The sequence below is a fragment of the Aliidiomarina quisquiliarum genome, assembly GCF_023922585.1.
Taxonomy (GTDB): domain Bacteria; phylum Pseudomonadota; class Gammaproteobacteria; order Enterobacterales; family Alteromonadaceae; genus Aliidiomarina; species Aliidiomarina quisquiliarum.
Window position 1 is genome coordinate 206,155 of record NZ_JAMFTN010000014.1, and the last position, 16,765, is coordinate 222,919.

A 16,765-nucleotide genomic window follows, 5' to 3' on the forward strand; every position below is an offset into this window, starting at 1 on the left:
GCAGGGATTTTACCCTTGTTTATAAAAAAAATGCGAACTTTTCATAAATAGAGCGGTCTAGTACTTACAGAATGCGTTCGAGCCAACCTAACAAGTTCTTAGTAAGTGCTCTTTAATAGTTCTTAGGAAAAGTAATCACGCAGTATTTGGGAGAGAGTAGGCTCGAATGACAGAACAAGAAATTGATCAGCAGCTGGTTGAGAGAGTACAGCAGGGTGATCAACGAGCATTTGACGTGCTGGTAAAAAAATATCAACACCGAATAATGGCCCTGGTTGCGCGTTATGTGAAACAACCAGGCGATGTGGCGGATGTCACCCAAGAAGCGTTTATAAAAGCCTATCGGGCCTTGCCTAATTTTCGTGGCGACAGTGCATTTTATACCTGGCTGTACCGTATTGCAGTCAACACAGCAAAAAACTATTTGGTGTCACGCAGTCGCAAACCACCTGGTTCAGACATAGACGCCCAAGACGCCGAGTTTTTAGACGGGGCCCAAGGTTTAAGAGACATAGCAACACCGGAACGATTATTACTAACAGAAGAATTAAAAACAGTGCTTATGAACGCTATTGATAATTTGCCGGAAGACTTAAAGCAAGCCATTACTTTGCGCGAGCTGGAAGGTCTTGGGTACGAAGAAATAGCCATTACTATGGATTGCCCAATAGGTACTGTACGCTCACGAATTTTTAGAGCGCGTGAAGCGATTGAAGAAAAACTACGTCCATTGCTCGAACCTTAAGTAACATTAAGTAACAGCTAGGCTAATTGAGGAAAGTAATATGACCGACAACCAGTATGAGTATATGTCTGCATTAATGGACTCAGAGTTGGAACAACAACCTGTGAATGCAGAAAACTTAAACGCTCTGGTTCGGAACGACGACATGCGCACCCGCTGGCAACATTACCATTTAATTGGTGCCATGCTGCGTAATGAAGCAAAAACAGCTATGCCAATGGACATTTCTGCGGCAGTTGCCGAACAAGTTGCTGCTGAGCCCGTTATTATTGCACCTAAACATGGCCTATTGCGCAAAGCCCAGCTTAAATCGTGGCTGAAACCTGCTGCTAACATAGCTATAGCGGCCAGTGTGGCGCTGGTTACGGTATTAGGTGTTACCCAGTATCAACGTGTCGACGACGGCAGCATGGTGGCAACAGAGCAAAGTAGCCGTGGCTTTCAGCCAGCATTACAAACAGTTCCTTTAGGTGTAGTTGGTAACCCATTAAGCTATAATGCTAGCCAAGCACAGCCCACAGCAGCACAAGAGTCGCTTTCGGCACAGCAACAGGCACGGTTACAAAGCCAAGTGCAGGCCTTTATGGTTGACCACCAATTACAGCTGCAGTGGCATACCCCGATGACAATTTCCGAGCAGGTAAAGCCGGCAGAGAAAGAAATACATCCAGAAAACGAGGAACCACTAAAGCCTCGTCCGCAGTAATTAGGAAATAGGAACGTGAGCGCATGAGTCGGTATATCGTAGGAGTTATTGTAGCTTTCGGGCTGAATGCGTTCGTACCCAATATCGCGCAGGCATTACAAGGCCAAACGAATTCATTTATTACCGAGCAAATAGAACAACAGCAAGCCTTAGCAAGGGCCTCGGCCGAAGGCGAACAATGGTTTAAACGCATGCAAGAAGCGCTCAATAGCTTAAATTACCGAGCGTCTTTTATTGCCATGCAACCTAGCGGTTTACAAGCTTACCGCTGGCTGCATAGTGTTACCCCAGCTGGAAATCATATCGAAGTAATTGAAGGCTTAAACGGGCCTCATAATCAAGCCATTCGAATTAATAGCCAAGTAACGTACTTGTCGTCGGTAAGCGACGCTTATTCTGTTCTTTCTAACACCTTGTCTAGCCCCATTTTAAGTGGCTTGTACGGCGAATATAGTGCTATAAGCCATGCCTATAACGTGGTTGCCGTAGGCGGCGACCGTGTAGTAGACAGAGACGCGCAGCATTTACGTATTATTCCACATGCTCGCGACCGTTATTTATATAGCGTTTGGGTTGATCGCGAAACAGGGCTATTGCTAGGGGTGAATACTTATTTGCCAAGTGGCGACATTGTTGAGCAAGTACTACTTACTTCTATTCATGTGCAAGCAGAACCCTTAACCGAGCTTGAACAGCTAGAGCAGCAGTGGGATAATTTACCTACTAACCAAGGGCCTGTTGCTACACCTGCTACAGCCACAAAATGGCAGTTTGGCTGGTTGCCGCCAGGCTTCAGGCTTGAACGCCAACAGCGGGTGCGGGTGGCTATGAATGGCCCTGTTGCAGAGCATTTTATGTTTAGCGACGGTATGGCTAAATTTTCCGTATATATCAGCGAAGGTAACGATCAAGTTGTGCCGGTACAATATGAAAACTTAATGTCGATGGTATCGGTGAAGCATAATAATTATGCGGTAACAGCCGTGGGCAAAATACCCTTGAAAATTGCTCAGCAAGTAACCGCTGCAGTTAGGTTAACGCCATGATTCGTGAACTAGGTGTAGTAACCGCCATTACGCCACATTCGGTGCAAGTGTCTACTCAGTTAAAAACCGGTTGCAATGGTTGCCAGCACCAAAACCATTGTGGTGCTGGCTTGCTGGCGAAAGCTTTTCCACACCGTAATGGCACAATAGAGCTAGCAGGTAACTATAACTTTAGCGTGGGCGAACAGGTTGAGCTGTTAATGCCAGAAAACGCCATGGTACGCTTTTCATTACTTTTATATGGGGTGCCAATTTTAGCTATAGCGATAGCTGCTTTAATAGGGCAGTGGCTATGGCCCAGCCAAGAACTTGCTGTCATTGCTTTTACCATAGTGGCAGGAACTATTACCGTTTATGCTTTGCGTTTACTGTTTCGTAGTAAAGACACCCAAATACGCAAGGCATTGCAGATCCAAACACTGGCTAACAGTGACGCCTGATTGTGAAAAGGTGTAAAAACCAGTAAAATCCCCCGAGTTAGTGAGTCGCTTCATCTATACGCAAGCGTATAGCGACTTTCCTTTTATGTTTTTGAGGTATCCATGAGCCAAAACGGCGTAGCTAAAGCCAATATTCGTAACTTTTCTATTATCGCCCACATTGACCACGGTAAGTCGACGCTCTCCGATCGGCTTATTGCTTATTGTGGTGGGTTAACTGAACGTGAAATGGCCGCACAAGTGCTTGACAGCATGGATATTGAACGCGAGCGTGGTATTACCATTAAGGCACAAAGTGTAACTTTGTACTATGACGCCGACGACGGTGAACGCTATCAGCTTAACTTCATTGACACCCCAGGCCACGTAGACTTTTCTTACGAAGTATCTCGTAGTTTAGCCGGTTGTGAAGGGGCGTTATTAGTAGTAGACGCCGCCCAAGGGGTGGAAGCACAAACCCTAGCCAACTGCTACACAGCTATTGAAATGGACCTCGAAGTAGTGCCTATTTTAAATAAAATAGACCTGCCACAAGCAGATCCATTGCGGGTAGCTGCAGAAATTGAAGAAATTGTGGGTATTGAAGCCATTGACGCGGTGCAATGTTCAGCCAAAAGCGGCATTGGAATTCGCGACGTGTTAGAGCGTATTGTGCGCCAAGTACCTTCGCCCAAAGACGCCGCCGACGATAATGCACCATTGCAAGCACTTATTATTGACTCGTGGTTTGATAACTACCAAGGTGTTGTGTCGTTGGTACGCATTAAACATGGGGTTTTACGGGTTGGCGACCGCATGAAGGTTATGTCGACTGATCAAGTTCACTTAGTTGATAAAGTGGGCATTTTTACCCCAAAACAAACAGAAACGGGCATTTTACGGGCGGGTGAAGTGGGCTATGTTATTGCCGGTATAAAAGACATTCACGGCGCCCCCGTAGGCGACACCTTAACCGACAGCAAAAAGCCAGCCGACAAAGCATTGCCAGGCTTTAAAAAGGTTCAGCCGCAAGTATATGCGGGCATGTTCCCAATTAGTTCAGACGACTATGAAAGTTTTCGCGATGCACTCGATAGGCTAAGCTTAAACGATGCTTCACTGTTTTTCGAGGCTGAAAATTCCAGTGCGCTAGGTTTTGGTTTTCGTTGTGGCTTCCTTGGTATGCTGCACATGGAAATTATTCAAGAACGCTTAGAGCGTGAATACGACATCGACTTAATTACCACGGCACCCACGGTGGTGTATAAAGTGGAAACAACCAAAGGCGAAGAATTAAGTGTAGACAACCCAGCCTCTTTACCTGCGGTAAATGAAATTGAACAAATTTACGAGCCAATTGTAGAAGCTAATATTTTAGTTCCCCATGAATATGTGGGTAACGTTATTACCCTGTGCATTGAAAAGCGCGGTGTGCAAAAAGACATGACCTATCATGGCAAACAAGTGGCTTTACGTTACGAACTGCCTATGGCTGAAGTGGTGATGGACTTTTTCGACCGTTTAAAATCAACCAGCCGTGGTTATGCATCACTTGACTATCACTTTATTCGTTTCGAGCCTTCCGACATGGTGCGGGTCGATATTCTTGTAAACGGTGAGCGGGTTGACGCCTTAGCAATGATTTGTCACCGAGGTATTAGCCAAGGGCGTGGCCGCGATGTAGTGGAAAAAATGCGTGAGCTAATTCCACGGCAAATGTTTGACATTGCAATTCAGGCGGCTATTGGCAACCAGGTTATTGCCCGCGGTACGGTGCGTCAATTACGTAAAAACGTAACCGCCAAATGTTACGGCGGTGACATCAGCCGGAAGAAAAAACTATTGCAGAAACAAAAAGAAGGGAAGAAGCGCATGAAGCAAATAGGTAACGTAGAGTTACCACAAGAAGCGTTTCTTGCAGTATTGAAAACGGGTAAATAATAACGCAAGGGTGCTTGGTACATGACAACTTTCTATTTTTCGTTGTTGCTAGTGGTAGCAACTATTTTTACCGGGCTAGTGTGGCTGATTGATCATTGGTTGTTTAGGCCTAAGCGTGTATTAGCGTTAGCTAAAATGGAACAAAAAAGCGGTGTTAAACTCACTGAAGAAGAGGCACGGCGTGTGGCGCCCGAATCGAGTTTAGTGGAGTTTTCCCGTTCTGCTTTCCCGCTTATTGCCTTTATTCTGATACTGCGTAGCTTTATTTATGAACCCTTTCGCATTCCGTCGGGTTCTATGATGCCCACGTTGTTGTCGGGCGACTTTATTATTGTAGAAAAATTCCGTTATGGTTTACGCGACCCGGTTTTTCGTAAACAACTAATAAAAACCAGCTTACCTAAACATGGCGATGTGGCTGTGTTTAAATACCCGCTTGAGCCCGACCTAGACTACATTAAACGGGTAATAGGTTTACCTGGCGACCGGGTGGTGTATCACGACAAGCAATTTTATGTTGAAAAACAATGCGCGCCAAACTGCACAGGTGAAAACGAAATAGCTATAGAACAAACTTTTATGGCTGAAGGCGACTATTATGCTGGCCGTATTCCGCAACGAACTTTCAGCGAAACCCATGGTGAACATACCTATAATGTATTGGTAAACCCCGCGGCAGGATCGCAAATAAGTAGCTTTTATAACCAAAGCAACAGCCGTCGTGGCGAATGGATTGTACCGGAAGGTTATTATTTTATGATCGGCGATAACCGAGACAATTCACGCGACAGTCGGTTTTGGGGCTTTGTGCCAGAAGAACACCTAGTTGGGCGGGCAGTATTTGTTTGGTTAAGTTTAGACTTTGACCACGGGCCCGACTCGCGTATGCCTACATGGTTACCGGCACGAATTCGATTTGAACGAATCGGGAGTATCCGTTGAAACTAAACGAGCAACAACGCCGTTTATTAAGCAAAGCTCTTGGTTATGAAATAAATAATCAAGAGCTACTGGAACAAGCACTTACTCATCGTAGTGCTTCTGCTAAACATTACGAACGGTTAGAATTCCTTGGCGACTCGCTACTTAGCATGTTTATTGCTGAAGCCCTTTATTTACAATTTCCAAACGTGCAAGAAGGCGACTTAAGTCGTATGCGCGCCACCCTAGTGTGTGGCCCAATGTTGGCTGAAATAGCGTTAGAATTTAATTTAGGCGACTTTTTACAGCTAGGCCCAGGTGAACTGAAAAGCGGAGGCTTCCGCCGCGAGTCAATTCTATCAGACGCGGTAGAAGCTCTTATTGGTGCTATTTATTTAGACAGCGACATAGAACAGTGCCGCAATATAGTACTGGCTTGGTATCAAAGTCGATTAAGCGACATTGAACCAGGCGTTTCACAAAAAGATCCAAAAACACAGTTACAAGAAATTTTACAAGCTCGGCAACAACCCGTGCCAGATTACGAAGTCGTAGAGCTTACGGGAAAATCTCATAATCAGCGATTTACCGTAAGTTGCACCCTAACACTATTAAACGAAGCGATGATAGGTACCGGTACAAGCCGTCGAAAAGCCGAGCAAGACGCCGCCGCAAAAGCCCTTCAAGCGCTCGATTCATTAACCGAAGAGAACGCTTCATGACAAACGAACTAGAAACACAAAGTGGCTTTATTGCTATTGTTGGCCGACCAAACGTTGGCAAGTCAACCTTACTGAACCAAATACTAGGTCAAAAAGTAAGTATTACTTCAAAAAAAGCACAAACAACTCGCCACCGTATTTTAGGTATTGACACGGAAGGTAAATACCAAACGGTTTATGTAGACACGCCAGGCTTACACATGGACGAAAAACGCGCCATTAACCGCTTAATGAACCGGGCGGCAAGCTCGTCTATTGGCGACGTTGATATGGTGCTGTTTGTAGTTGAAGGAACGCACTGGACCGAAGACGACGAAATGATTTTAAACAAGTTGCGCTACGCTAACCGCCCAGTCACTTTGGTTATAAACAAAATTGATCAGGTTAAAGACAAGTCGATACTGTTACCGCATATTCAAGAGCTAAGTAAGCAGTTCAACTTTGCCGACGTTATTCCATTATCGGCAAATTCGCCTGAGCAAATACCAGCGCTAAAGAAAATAGTGCGGGGCTACTTAACTCCAGGCATGCATTACTTCTCGGAAGACGCCATTACCGACCGTTCAATACGCTTTATGGCCGCTGAAATAGTGCGCGAAAAGCTTATTCGCTATACGGGCGAAGAACTGCCTTATTCAACCACGGTTGAAATTGAAAAGTTTCAAGACCAACCGTCGGGCGTTACCCTTATTCATGCCTTAATTTTGGTTGAGCGTGAAGGGCAAAAGCGCATGGTTATTGGTAACAAAGGCAGTAAGCTAAAAACCATTGGCCAAGAAGCACGGCGCGACATTGAGCGCTTAATCGACAACCAGGTAAACTTGCAGTTGTGGGTAAAAGTGAAGTCGGGTTGGGCCGACGACGAACGAGCCTTGCGTAGTTTGGGGTACGGTGAAGAGTAATGACCTCGGCCTTTATTCTGCATCGCTGGCCGTATCAAGATCACAGTTACATAGTCGAGCTTTTTACTGCAGAATTTGGTCGTAAGCGTGTTTTAGCAAGGGGTGCGCGCAGCGCTAAAAATAAATGGCGCGGCGCCCTTGAACCTTTTAACCATATCGACGTGCAATGGCAAGGGCGGGGCGACCTACCCAGCTTAACACAGGCTGATGTGGTTACTTCTTACCCTTTAAAAGGGCATTACTTATACAGCGGCTTTTATACCAACGAGCTGCTACAACGCCTTCTTCCTGAACACTACCCAGCGCCTGAGTTATTTAATGATTACTGTAATACCTTAACCTTATTAAGTGAGCAGGCGTTGCTTGAGCCCGTATTACGCCGCTTTGAATGGCAATTGTTGTCGCGTTTAGACTTAGGTTTTTCCTGGCTTACCGACGCAGTAACAGGCGAACCAATAGCCGCGGAACAGCTTTATGTTTTTTATCCTGAACAGGGCTTTGTAGCCGTGGCTAGGCAACCAAGCCAAGCCTTAGTGTTAACCGGGCAAGAGCTATTTGCACTGGCCGACTTTAAACTCGACTCTGAACTACGGCTGAAGCACTATAAACACATTATGCGTGCTGCACTGCGGCCTCATTTAGGTAATAAACCGCTGCAAAGCCGAAGCTTATTTCGCCTAACCTAAGTTAGAACCATTACTTATTTTAAGAGGGAATTAAATGAAGCCTTTATTTCTTGGTGTAAACATTGACCATATTGCCACGGTGCGTAATGCACGTGGTGTAAACTATCCAGATCCAGTACAAGCGGCAGCCGTTGCTGAACAAGCGGGCGCCGACGGTATTACCATTCATTTGCGGGAAGACCGCCGCCACATTACCGATCGCGATGTCGACTTGTTAGCGGAAACCATACAAACCCGCATGAACTTTGAAATGGCCATGACTGAAGAAATGATAGCCATTGCTAAGCGCATTAAGCCCACTTTTGTTTGCTTAGTGCCAGAAAAGCGTGAAGAACTAACCACTGAAGGCGGTTTAGACGTGGCCGGCCAATTGTCGCGCTGTAAAGACGTGGTGGCAGAATTAACCGACGCGGGCATTTTAGTGTCCTTATTTATTGACGCCGATAGTAAACAAATTGAGGCGGCTAAAACCGTAGGGGCGCCATACATAGAAATACACACGGGCCACTACGCAGAAACCACTGGTGTAGCCCAACAGCAGGCGTTACAACTTATTCAGCAGGGTGCAAAAGAAGCCAGTAACTTAGGTTTAAGTGTAAATGCTGGCCATGGTTTGCATTACCATAACACCCAAGCTATTGCGGCCATTCCAGAACTTTACGAACTGAATATTGGCCATGCCATTATGGCTCGTGCCATGTTCTCTGGGTTAGACCTTGCCGTACGCGACATGAAAGCCATTATGACAGCAGCGCGGCGGGCGTGAACGTGCGGGGTATTGGCACCGACATTGTGCAAATAAAGCGTATTGCCACGGCGGTTGAGCGGCAAAAAGGTTTTGCCGCTCGTATTCTTACCCCGAACGAGCTCGAGCAATTTAACGTTGCCCGCGAGCCAGCTCGCCTATTGGCAAAACGCTTTGCTGCCAAAGAAGCCTGTTTAAAAGCCTTAGGTACCGGCTTAGCCAAGGGCATGTCATGGCAAGACATTGAAATAACCCATACGGACTTAGGCCAACCGTTGCTGGTACTATCTGGGGCTGCAAAAATTCGCGCTGAAGCATTAGGTGTTCAGCAAACCAATGTGTCAATAAGCGATGAAATGGATTACGCCATCGCTTTTGTAGTATTGGCGTAAATAAAACTCAAAAGACTATAAATGGCGTTGACAGTAGCGGGAGTTTTTCGCATTGTCGACACATGGTAATTAGTATTTAGTAAGAGACTGGAGAGCTAGGTTATGGTGCAGGTTAGAAATGTTCACGTGGACAAAGAGCACGATGAACACAGTAACTGGCTTGCCGCAGTCGTTACCGAAAAAGAGCGTGCCGGGTTGCTTACACTCGATCAAAGCCTTGCTGCGCTGCTAACCCAAAAAGGTGACAAAAAAGGCAACCAGCCAAATGACGGGAAGCAAGAGTACCGTTTTAAAGGGCGTGAAATGGTTGAAATTCTGTCGGCCCTAAACTTAGACCGTAATGGGTTACATGCCGCATTAATTTTGCCTTACTTTGAAGCGTCCATAATCAACCATGAATGGTTAGAGCAACAATGCAGTAAAGACATCGCCCAGCTCGTAATCACCACCCACCAAATGCAAAGTATTAGTGAACTACAGCATTTTCGCCGTGGCAAACCCAGTGAAACACAAATAGATACGGTACGCCGTATGCTATTGGCCATGGTGGAAGACGTTCGAGCGGTTTTAATTAAGTTGGCTGAGCGTATTTGCTTTTTACGCCTAGTAAAAAATGCCGACGAAGAAGAACGCGTTCTAGCGGCCAAAGAATGTAGTGAAATTTATGCTCCTTTGGCCAACCGTTTGGGTATTGGCCAGCTAAAGTGGGAATTAGAAGACCTTGCTTTTCGTTATTTACATCCAGACATTTACATGAACATTGCCAAGCAGCTAGATGAAAAACGGCTGCAGCGGGAAAGTTATATTGAAACCTTTGTTACCAATTTGCGCACCGACTTAGCCAATAACGACATTAAAGCCGAAGTGTATGGTCGGCCTAAGCACATATTTAGTATTTGGAAGAAAATGCAGAAAAAAAGCCTGCGTTTCGATGAGCTCTACGACATACGGGCCGTGCGGGTTGTTACCGAAAGTTTAAAAGACTGTTACGGTGCCTTGGGTATTGTGCACAGCCAATGGCGCCATTTGCCGGCGGAATTCGACGACTACGTGGCCACCCCAAAAGCCAATGGCTATCAGTCTATTCATACGGTGGTAATAGGCCCAGACCATAAAAATGTAGAAATTCAAATTCGCAGCCACCAAATGCATGACGACGCCGAACTTGGTGTGGCCGCCCATTGGATGTACAAAGAAGGCCAAGCCACCGCCAAAGCACAAGGCTACGAAGACAAAATTGCCTGGCTACGCAAACTACTTGCTTGGCACGAAGACATGGCGGAAAACGAAGAGCTGGTACAAGAAATTCGCAGCCAAGTGTTTGAAGACCGAGTTTATGTATTTACCCCCAAAGGCGACGTAATAGACTTACCCATGGGCTCTACGCCCCTCGATTTTGCCTACTACATTCATAGCCAAATTGGCCACCGCTGTATTGGCGCTAAAGTCGACGGCCGCATTGTGCCCTTTACTTACCGCCTACAAAACGCCGAGCGGGTAGAAGTACTTACGCAAAAAGAGCCCAACCCGAAACGCGACTGGATGAACCCGCAGCTAGGTTACTTATCGTCGAGCCGCGCCCGTAGTAAAGTACATACTTATTTTAAAAAGCACGATCGCGATCATTACTTACAACTAGGCCGCGAACAACTAGACACCGAATTACAACGCCATAATTTAACCTTTGCCGACGCCGCACCGGCAGTGGAAAAGTTTAATATGCAGCACATGGACGACTTGTTAGTTGCCATTGGTGCTGGCGACGTGCGGTTGCATCAGGTGGTTAACTTCTTGCGCATTGAGCCTGCCGACGAACAAGAGCAGCTAGAACGCTTGGCGTCGCGGCGTAAGCCACAAAAAGGCAGTAAAAAAAGCCCTGACGGCGTGAAAGTGGCAGGTATAGGTAACTTAATGATGAGCTTTGCTAAGTGCTGCCAGCCGTTACCAGGCGACCCAATTTTGGGTTATATAACCAAAGGCCGGGGGGTGTCGGTGCATCATCAAGACTGCGACAACTTACAAAACCTGCTGGAGCAAACCCCAGGCCGCGGTATTGATGTGGAATGGGTAACTGATCAGCAGCAGTCTTATGCCACCGACCTAAGTATTATTGCCCTTGATCGTGCCGGTTTATTGCACGACATAACCACTATATTAACCAACGAAAAGTTAAACGTACGGGGTGTACACACCCAGCAAGACAAAGACGGCCAAGTATTTGTTAATTTAACTATTATGGTGCAACACCAAGACGATATGCAGCGTTTAATAAGCAAGCTACAGCAGGTGTCGCATGTTATTCGTGTGCAGCGGAAGTCTTAAGGTGGCGTGCGAAATGACAAACCAAGTAATGCATGGGCAGAGTCTTTTTAAAACACCTTTAGACAGTACTACGCCCATGCAGCAAGCGCTTGAAATTCAACAACGGGCGGCTTTAGTTGGTTTCGACTGGCCTACGGTAGCGCCCGTACTGGACAAAGTACGAGAAGAGCTCGATGAAATTTATCAGGAATTAACTGCCCAACAAGTAAATCCTGCACGAGTACAAGAAGAAGTAGGCGACTTACTCTTTGCCGTGCTTAACTTGGTTCGGCATGTGCAAGTACAACCTGAACAGGCCTTGCAGTTGGCCAATGAAAAATTTATGCAACGCTTTCAAGCGGTGGAAGCGGCAGTGCAAACTGGAAAGGGTAATTTTAACGACTACTCCCTAGAGGAACTCGAAGCGTTTTGGCAGCAGGCAAAGCAAAACAGGTAAAAGGTATATGAGGCGTTGTTGAAATGGCATTGCTAGCGTATACTTTTACCCCGTCTTAATTACTTTTCCTATTCAACATTCACCCTGACGCAGCAAGGTTATGCATGGCGACTAAATATATTTTTGTAACCGGCGGTGTTGTTTCATCGCTGGGGAAAGGTATTGCGGCGGCTTCTTTAGCTTCAATTCTTGAAGCACGTGGCTTAAAAACCACCATTATGAAGCTCGACCCATACATAAACGTAGATCCTGGCACTATGAGCCCCATTCAGCACGGTGAAGTATTCGTGACCGAAGACGGCGCAGAAACAGATCTCGACTTAGGCCACTACGAACGCTTTATTCGCACCCGCATGACGCGGAAAAACAATTTCACCACCGGCCGTGTTTACGAAGACATTATTCGTCGTGAACGCCGTGGCGAGTTCTTAGGTGCAACCATTCAAGTTATTCCACATATTACCAATGAAATTAAACGCCGTATTATCGATGGCGCTGAAGGCTTTGACATTGCCTTTATTGAAATTGGTGGCACCGTGGGCGACATTGAATCGCAACCTTTTCTTGAAGCAATTCGCCAATTAGGCACAGAAGTAGGGCGCGAGCGCACCTTATTTATTCACTTAACGTTGGTACCTTTTTTGGGTGCCGCAGGTGAAGTGAAAACCAAACCAACCCAACACTCGGTAAAAGAATTACGCTCAATTGGTATTCAGCCCGACGTGCTAATTTGTCGTTCAGACCGGCCCATACCAGTAAGTGAACGAGCAAAAATATCGTTGTTTACCAACGTACCTGAACGCGCGGTTATTTCGCTAAAAGACGTGGACAGTATTTACAGAATACCAGCCATTTTAAAAGCTCAGGGGGTCGACGAACTGGTTGTGCAGCGCTTTAATATCGACTGCCCAGAAGCCGACTTAGCCGAATGGGAGCAGGTGCTATATTTAGAGTCGAACCCCAGCGGTGAAGTAAATGTGGGCATTGTAGGTAAATATGTTGAACTGCCCGACGCTTATAAATCGGTGAATGAAGCTTTAGCTCATGCGGGTTTGCACAACCGTTTAACGGTAAATATTCGCTATATCGACGCGCAAGACCTAGAAACCAAAGGGCCGGCTAAACTTGCCCAGTTAGACGCTATTTTAGTACCTGGTGGTTTTGGTAAACGTGGTGTGGAAGGCAAAATTATTGCCGCCCGTTATGCCCGCGAAAACAATGTGCCGTACTTAGGTATTTGCTTAGGCATGCAAGTGGCGTTAATTGAATTTGCACGCCATTGTGCGGGTATGAAAAACGCCAATAGCACCGAGTTTGATGCCGACACGCCATATCCGGTAGTTGGCCTGATTAGCGAATGGCTTGACGAGTCGGGTGAGTTAGTTGAACGTTCAGCCGACGACGACTTAGGTGGCACCATGCGCTTAGGTTCACAGCTTTGCCATGTAGCGCCGAACACCAAGCTACATGAAGCCTACGGCAGTAACGAAATTTATGAACGACACCGCCATCGCTATGAAGTGAATAATAATTTGCGCGAGCAAATTGCTACCGCAGGGCTAACCTTTAGTGCCTTGTCGGCCGACAAATCATTGGTAGAAGCCGTTGAACTGCCGAATCACCCGTGGTTTGTTGCGGTACAGTTTCACCCTGAATTTACCTCGACACCACGCGACGGCCACCCGTTGTTTACGGACTTTATTGCTGCCGCAGGTGCGTATCAAGACACGATTAGACATAAATAGGTATGAGCATGAGCCACATTAAAAAAATAATTGGACGCGAAATCATGGACTCGCGTGGTAACCCAACGGTAGAAGCCGATGTTTGGCTAGCCGACGGTAGTTTTGGTCGCGCCGCGGCCCCCAGCGGTGCCTCTACAGGTAGCCGTGAAGCGCTAGAACTGCGTGATAACGACAAAAGTCGTTACTTAGGCAAAGGCGTGTTAACGGCGGTTGACCATATCAACACGTCAATTGCTAATGCCTTAATGGGTAAAGACGCACTGAACCAGCAAGCAATTGACGACGTTATGCTGGCGTTAGATGGCACAGAAAACAAAGAAAAATTGGGTGCTAACTCCATTCTAGCCGTGTCGCTAGCGGTAGCCAAAGCTGCTGCTGTGTCGAAAGGCATGGAGCTTTATGAGCATATTGCCGAGTTGAATGGCACGGCGAAGCAATTTAGCATGCCATTGCCAATGATGAACATTTTGAATGGTGGTGAACACGCCGACAATAACGTCGACATTCAAGAGTTTATGATTCAGCCCGTGGCGGCAAAAAGCTTTGCTGAAGGCCTGCGCGTTGGGGCGGAAATTTTCCATGCGCTAAAAGCAGTATTAAGCGAGCGGGGTTTAAGCACGTCGGTAGGCGACGAAGGTGGTTTTGCGCCAAATTTAAAGTCGAACGAAGAAGCCCTTGAAGTTATTGCCGTAGCAGTTAAAAACGCCGGTTATACCTTAGGTACCGACGTAACCTTAGCGCTCGACTGTGCCGCTACTGAGTTTTATCGCGACGGCAAATACCATTTAAGCGGTGAAGGTAAGTCGTTTACTGCAGAAGAGTTTTCAGACTACTTGGCAGGCTTATGCGAACGTTATCCAATAGTTTCTATTGAAGACGGCTTAGACGAAAGCGACTGGGCCGGTTGGAAGTATTTAACCGAGCGTTTAGGCGACAAGGTACAGCTAGTAGGCGACGACTTGTTTGTTACTAATACAAAAATACTGCAGCGGGGCATTGATGAGCATATTGGCAACTCAATTTTAATTAAGTTTAACCAAATTGGCACCTTAAGCGAAACCTTAGCAGCAATACGAATGGCCCATGCGGCAGGCTTTACGGCGGTTATTTCGCATCGTTCGGGTGAAACGGAAGACGCCACTATAGCCGACTTAGCAGTGGGTACCGCAGCAGGGCAGATAAAAACAGGTAGTTTATGTCGTTCTGACCGTGTGGCTAAATACAACCAGCTGCTGCGCATTGAGCAAGCACTGGGTACGGTGGCGTATCGTGGCTTAGCTGAAGTGCGCGCCGCGGCCAAATAGTAAGTTCTGCGGCTATGCAGGCTGATATTTTTCACATGCAACAACACAACTCGGTTCATGCCGAGTTGTGTAACGCCATTTACGAGCGTGAGCTAGCACTATTAACCTATGCCAACGACGACGCCGATCGTCTGCGGCGCAAGTTACGCAGCTTACCTTTTTATGTGAAAAAAGCCGCCTGGTGGCTTATTTACACGGAATCTCCCTTGGTGCTTGATCAGCAAAATGCCAGTTGGCAAAGCAATCAACGTACCAAACCTCCTAAGCAAATAACTGCCACAGCAATGGCTAAATGGATTGATCTTCATGTGGCGCCAGGCCTACCTTTACCAGTATTAGTAACAAATGACGAGTTTGTGCAAGTACGGTTAGACTCGGTAGATAGGGTCGACTATGCTGGGCAACGGTTACATTTAAACCGTTGGGGTTGGTGTTCATTTAGCGGTGAAACACTGTCTAACGAGTCTATTTTACTGTTAAAGCCAACCCCCACTATTGTTGCTGCTGCCTGTGCTGGGCATCGCTGGAACGAACAAGGCCGCTTAGCGCCTGGGGCGTTACCGTTACGGGAATTATTGCTTACGGCGCTGCTTAGCTGGCCAAACTTCACCAAAGCAAAGCAACCTCTGCAAATTGGTTAGGCAAAATTGCCAACGATTCTGCTACGCGGGTTTTTAATTCTGGGCGAACAGGTCATAATAGCTCTATTCATTTCATTAGCGAGGTATTAGCTTATGCGCTTGCTCACCCTATGCATGATAGGCGTGGTGATATTGCTGCAGTACCGTATTTGGTTTGGCCAAAATGGGGTAAGTGAATATCAACAGTTAAGTAGTGAAGTGGAACGCCAAACTGCCTCCAATGCTACCTTAAAACAACGTAACCAACTTATTTATGCCGACATACGCGACCTTCGTGAAGCCAGCGAAGCAGTTGAAGAGCGGGCTCGGAACGAACTAGGTATGGTGAAGCCAGCAGAAACATTTTTCCGTTTAATAGAAAAGGATACCAACCCCTTGTGACTGTGATAGCTATTATTCCTGCCGCAGGTATTGGCCAACGCATGGAGCAAGACATACCAAAGCAATACTTAACTTTGCTGGGTAAAACAATTTTAGAACTCAGTGTGCAAGCGTTGTTAGCCGACCCACGGGTTAAACAGGTGTACGTTGGTTTACAGCAACACGACAGCTATTTCCCTACGTTAACATTAGCCAACGACCCACGTATTATTCAGGTGCAAGGTGGCGCCAGCCGCGCCGAAACAGTAACCAACGCCTTATTAGCGGCAGCAACTACCCATGCCGACACTACCTTAGTGGCAGTGCACGACGCAGCCCGACCAGGCTTGTCAGCAACATTTTTGGCCCAGCTATTAGCCGTTGCCCAACAGCAGCCGGAACAGGGCGCGCTAGCAGCCGTGCCAGCCTGGGACACCATGAAACGCAAAACCGCAAGTGGCCAGCTAACCACCGTTGATCGCAGCGAACTTTGGCATGCCTTTACCCCGCAAGTATTTCAGCTCGGCCCTTTATTGCGGGCATTACAACAGGCGGCCGCACAAGGTTTACAAGTAACCGACGAAGCTTCGGCCATGGAACTGCAGGGCATAACCCCTGTTTTAGTAGCCGCAGAACAACAATTACGCAAAATAACCTGCCCAGCCGACCTTATTATGGTGCAGGCCTTAATGTTAGCGGCGCAACAAGAATTAACTTTGGAGTAGTTTTTAT

18 protein-coding genes are annotated in these 16,765 nt (G+C 46.8%); all 18 read left to right on the forward strand.

The features are described from left to right. The first annotated feature begins 166 nt into the window (after nt 1-166). Nucleotides 167-745 (forward strand): RNA polymerase sigma factor RpoE, encoded by a 579-nt coding sequence (rpoE, locus tag M1L23_RS03670; RefSeq protein WP_252625767.1) that lies wholly within the window; start codon nt 167-169, stop codon nt 743-745. 40 nt (nt 746-785) lie between these two features. Beyond that, the gene (locus M1L23_RS03675) at nt 786-1,451 is read left to right on the forward strand and encodes a sigma-E factor negative regulatory protein (RefSeq protein ID WP_252625768.1); all 666 of its coding nucleotides are present in this window, start codon (nt 786-788) and stop codon (nt 1,449-1,451) included. A 23-nt stretch (nt 1,452-1,474) separates the two neighbouring features. Next, entirely contained in the window at nt 1,475-2,497 is a 1,023-nt protein-coding gene (locus M1L23_RS03680) for a MucB/RseB C-terminal domain-containing protein (RefSeq protein WP_252625769.1), read from the forward strand. Then, nucleotides 2,494-2,937, forward strand: coding sequence for a SoxR reducing system RseC family protein (locus M1L23_RS03685; protein WP_252625770.1), 444 nt, complete (start codon nt 2,494-2,496; stop codon nt 2,935-2,937). The genes M1L23_RS03680 and M1L23_RS03685 overlap by 4 nt, the downstream gene beginning before the upstream one ends. Before the next feature lie 102 nt (nt 2,938-3,039). Then, on the forward strand, nt 3,040-4,857 hold the full coding sequence (gene lepA / locus M1L23_RS03690) for a translation elongation factor 4 (RefSeq protein WP_252625771.1): 1,818 nt from the start codon (nt 3,040-3,042) through the stop codon (nt 4,855-4,857). 21 nt (nt 4,858-4,878) lie between these two features. Continuing rightward, a complete protein-coding gene (gene lepB, locus M1L23_RS03695) occupies nt 4,879-5,799 on the forward strand; it encodes a signal peptidase I (RefSeq protein WP_252625772.1) in 921 nt (306 codons plus the stop codon). Continuing rightward, nucleotides 5,796-6,500 (forward strand): ribonuclease III, encoded by a 705-nt coding sequence (gene rnc / locus M1L23_RS03700; RefSeq protein WP_252625773.1) that lies wholly within the window; start codon nt 5,796-5,798, stop codon nt 6,498-6,500. The genes lepB and rnc overlap by 4 nt, the downstream gene beginning before the upstream one ends. Next, a complete protein-coding gene (era, locus tag M1L23_RS03705) occupies nt 6,497-7,402 on the forward strand; it encodes a GTPase Era (RefSeq protein ID WP_252625774.1) in 906 nt (301 codons plus the stop codon). Before rnc ends, era begins: the two co-directional genes overlap by 4 nt. Then, nucleotides 7,402-8,088, forward strand: coding sequence for a DNA repair protein RecO (recO, locus tag M1L23_RS03710; RefSeq protein ID WP_252625775.1), 687 nt, complete (start codon nt 7,402-7,404; stop codon nt 8,086-8,088). Before era ends, recO begins: the two co-directional genes overlap by 1 nt. Nucleotides 8,089-8,122: 34 nt before the next feature. Next, nucleotides 8,123-8,854 (forward strand): pyridoxine 5'-phosphate synthase, encoded by a 732-nt coding sequence (pdxJ, locus tag M1L23_RS03715; protein ID WP_252625776.1) that lies wholly within the window; start codon nt 8,123-8,125, stop codon nt 8,852-8,854. Continuing rightward, entirely contained in the window at nt 8,851-9,225 is a 375-nt protein-coding gene (acpS, locus tag M1L23_RS03720; protein WP_252625777.1) for a holo-ACP synthase, read from the forward strand. The genes pdxJ and acpS overlap by 4 nt, the downstream gene beginning before the upstream one ends. A gap of 102 nt (nt 9,226-9,327) precedes the next feature. Continuing rightward, a complete protein-coding gene (relA, locus tag M1L23_RS03725) occupies nt 9,328-11,547 on the forward strand; it encodes a GTP diphosphokinase (RefSeq protein ID WP_252625778.1) in 2,220 nt (739 codons plus the stop codon). Between the two features lie 13 nt (nt 11,548-11,560). After that, nucleotides 11,561-11,983, forward strand: coding sequence for a MazG nucleotide pyrophosphohydrolase domain-containing protein (locus tag M1L23_RS03730; RefSeq protein ID WP_252625779.1), 423 nt, complete (start codon nt 11,561-11,563; stop codon nt 11,981-11,983). 104 nt (nt 11,984-12,087) lie between these two features. Beyond that, nucleotides 12,088-13,728 carry a CTP synthase gene (locus M1L23_RS03735; protein WP_252625780.1) on the forward strand — a complete coding sequence of 547 codons (1,641 nt, stop codon included), beginning with the start codon at nt 12,088-12,090 and terminating at the stop codon, nt 13,726-13,728. 8 nt (nt 13,729-13,736) lie between these two features. Continuing rightward, nucleotides 13,737-15,032, forward strand: coding sequence for a phosphopyruvate hydratase (gene eno / locus M1L23_RS03740; RefSeq protein WP_252625781.1), 1,296 nt, complete (start codon nt 13,737-13,739; stop codon nt 15,030-15,032). 14 nt (nt 15,033-15,046) lie between these two features. Further along, nucleotides 15,047-15,673 carry a hypothetical protein gene (locus M1L23_RS03745; protein ID WP_252625782.1) on the forward strand — a complete coding sequence of 209 codons (627 nt, stop codon included), beginning with the start codon at nt 15,047-15,049 and terminating at the stop codon, nt 15,671-15,673. Nucleotides 15,674-15,766: 93 nt separating this feature from the next. Next, a complete protein-coding gene (ftsB, locus tag M1L23_RS03750) occupies nt 15,767-16,054 on the forward strand; it encodes a cell division protein FtsB (RefSeq protein WP_252625783.1) in 288 nt (95 codons plus the stop codon). After that, nucleotides 16,051-16,758 (forward strand): 2-C-methyl-D-erythritol 4-phosphate cytidylyltransferase, encoded by a 708-nt coding sequence (gene ispD, locus M1L23_RS03755; RefSeq protein ID WP_252625784.1) that lies wholly within the window; start codon nt 16,051-16,053, stop codon nt 16,756-16,758. Before ftsB ends, ispD begins: the two co-directional genes overlap by 4 nt. Nucleotides 16,759-16,765 lie beyond the last annotated feature (7 nt).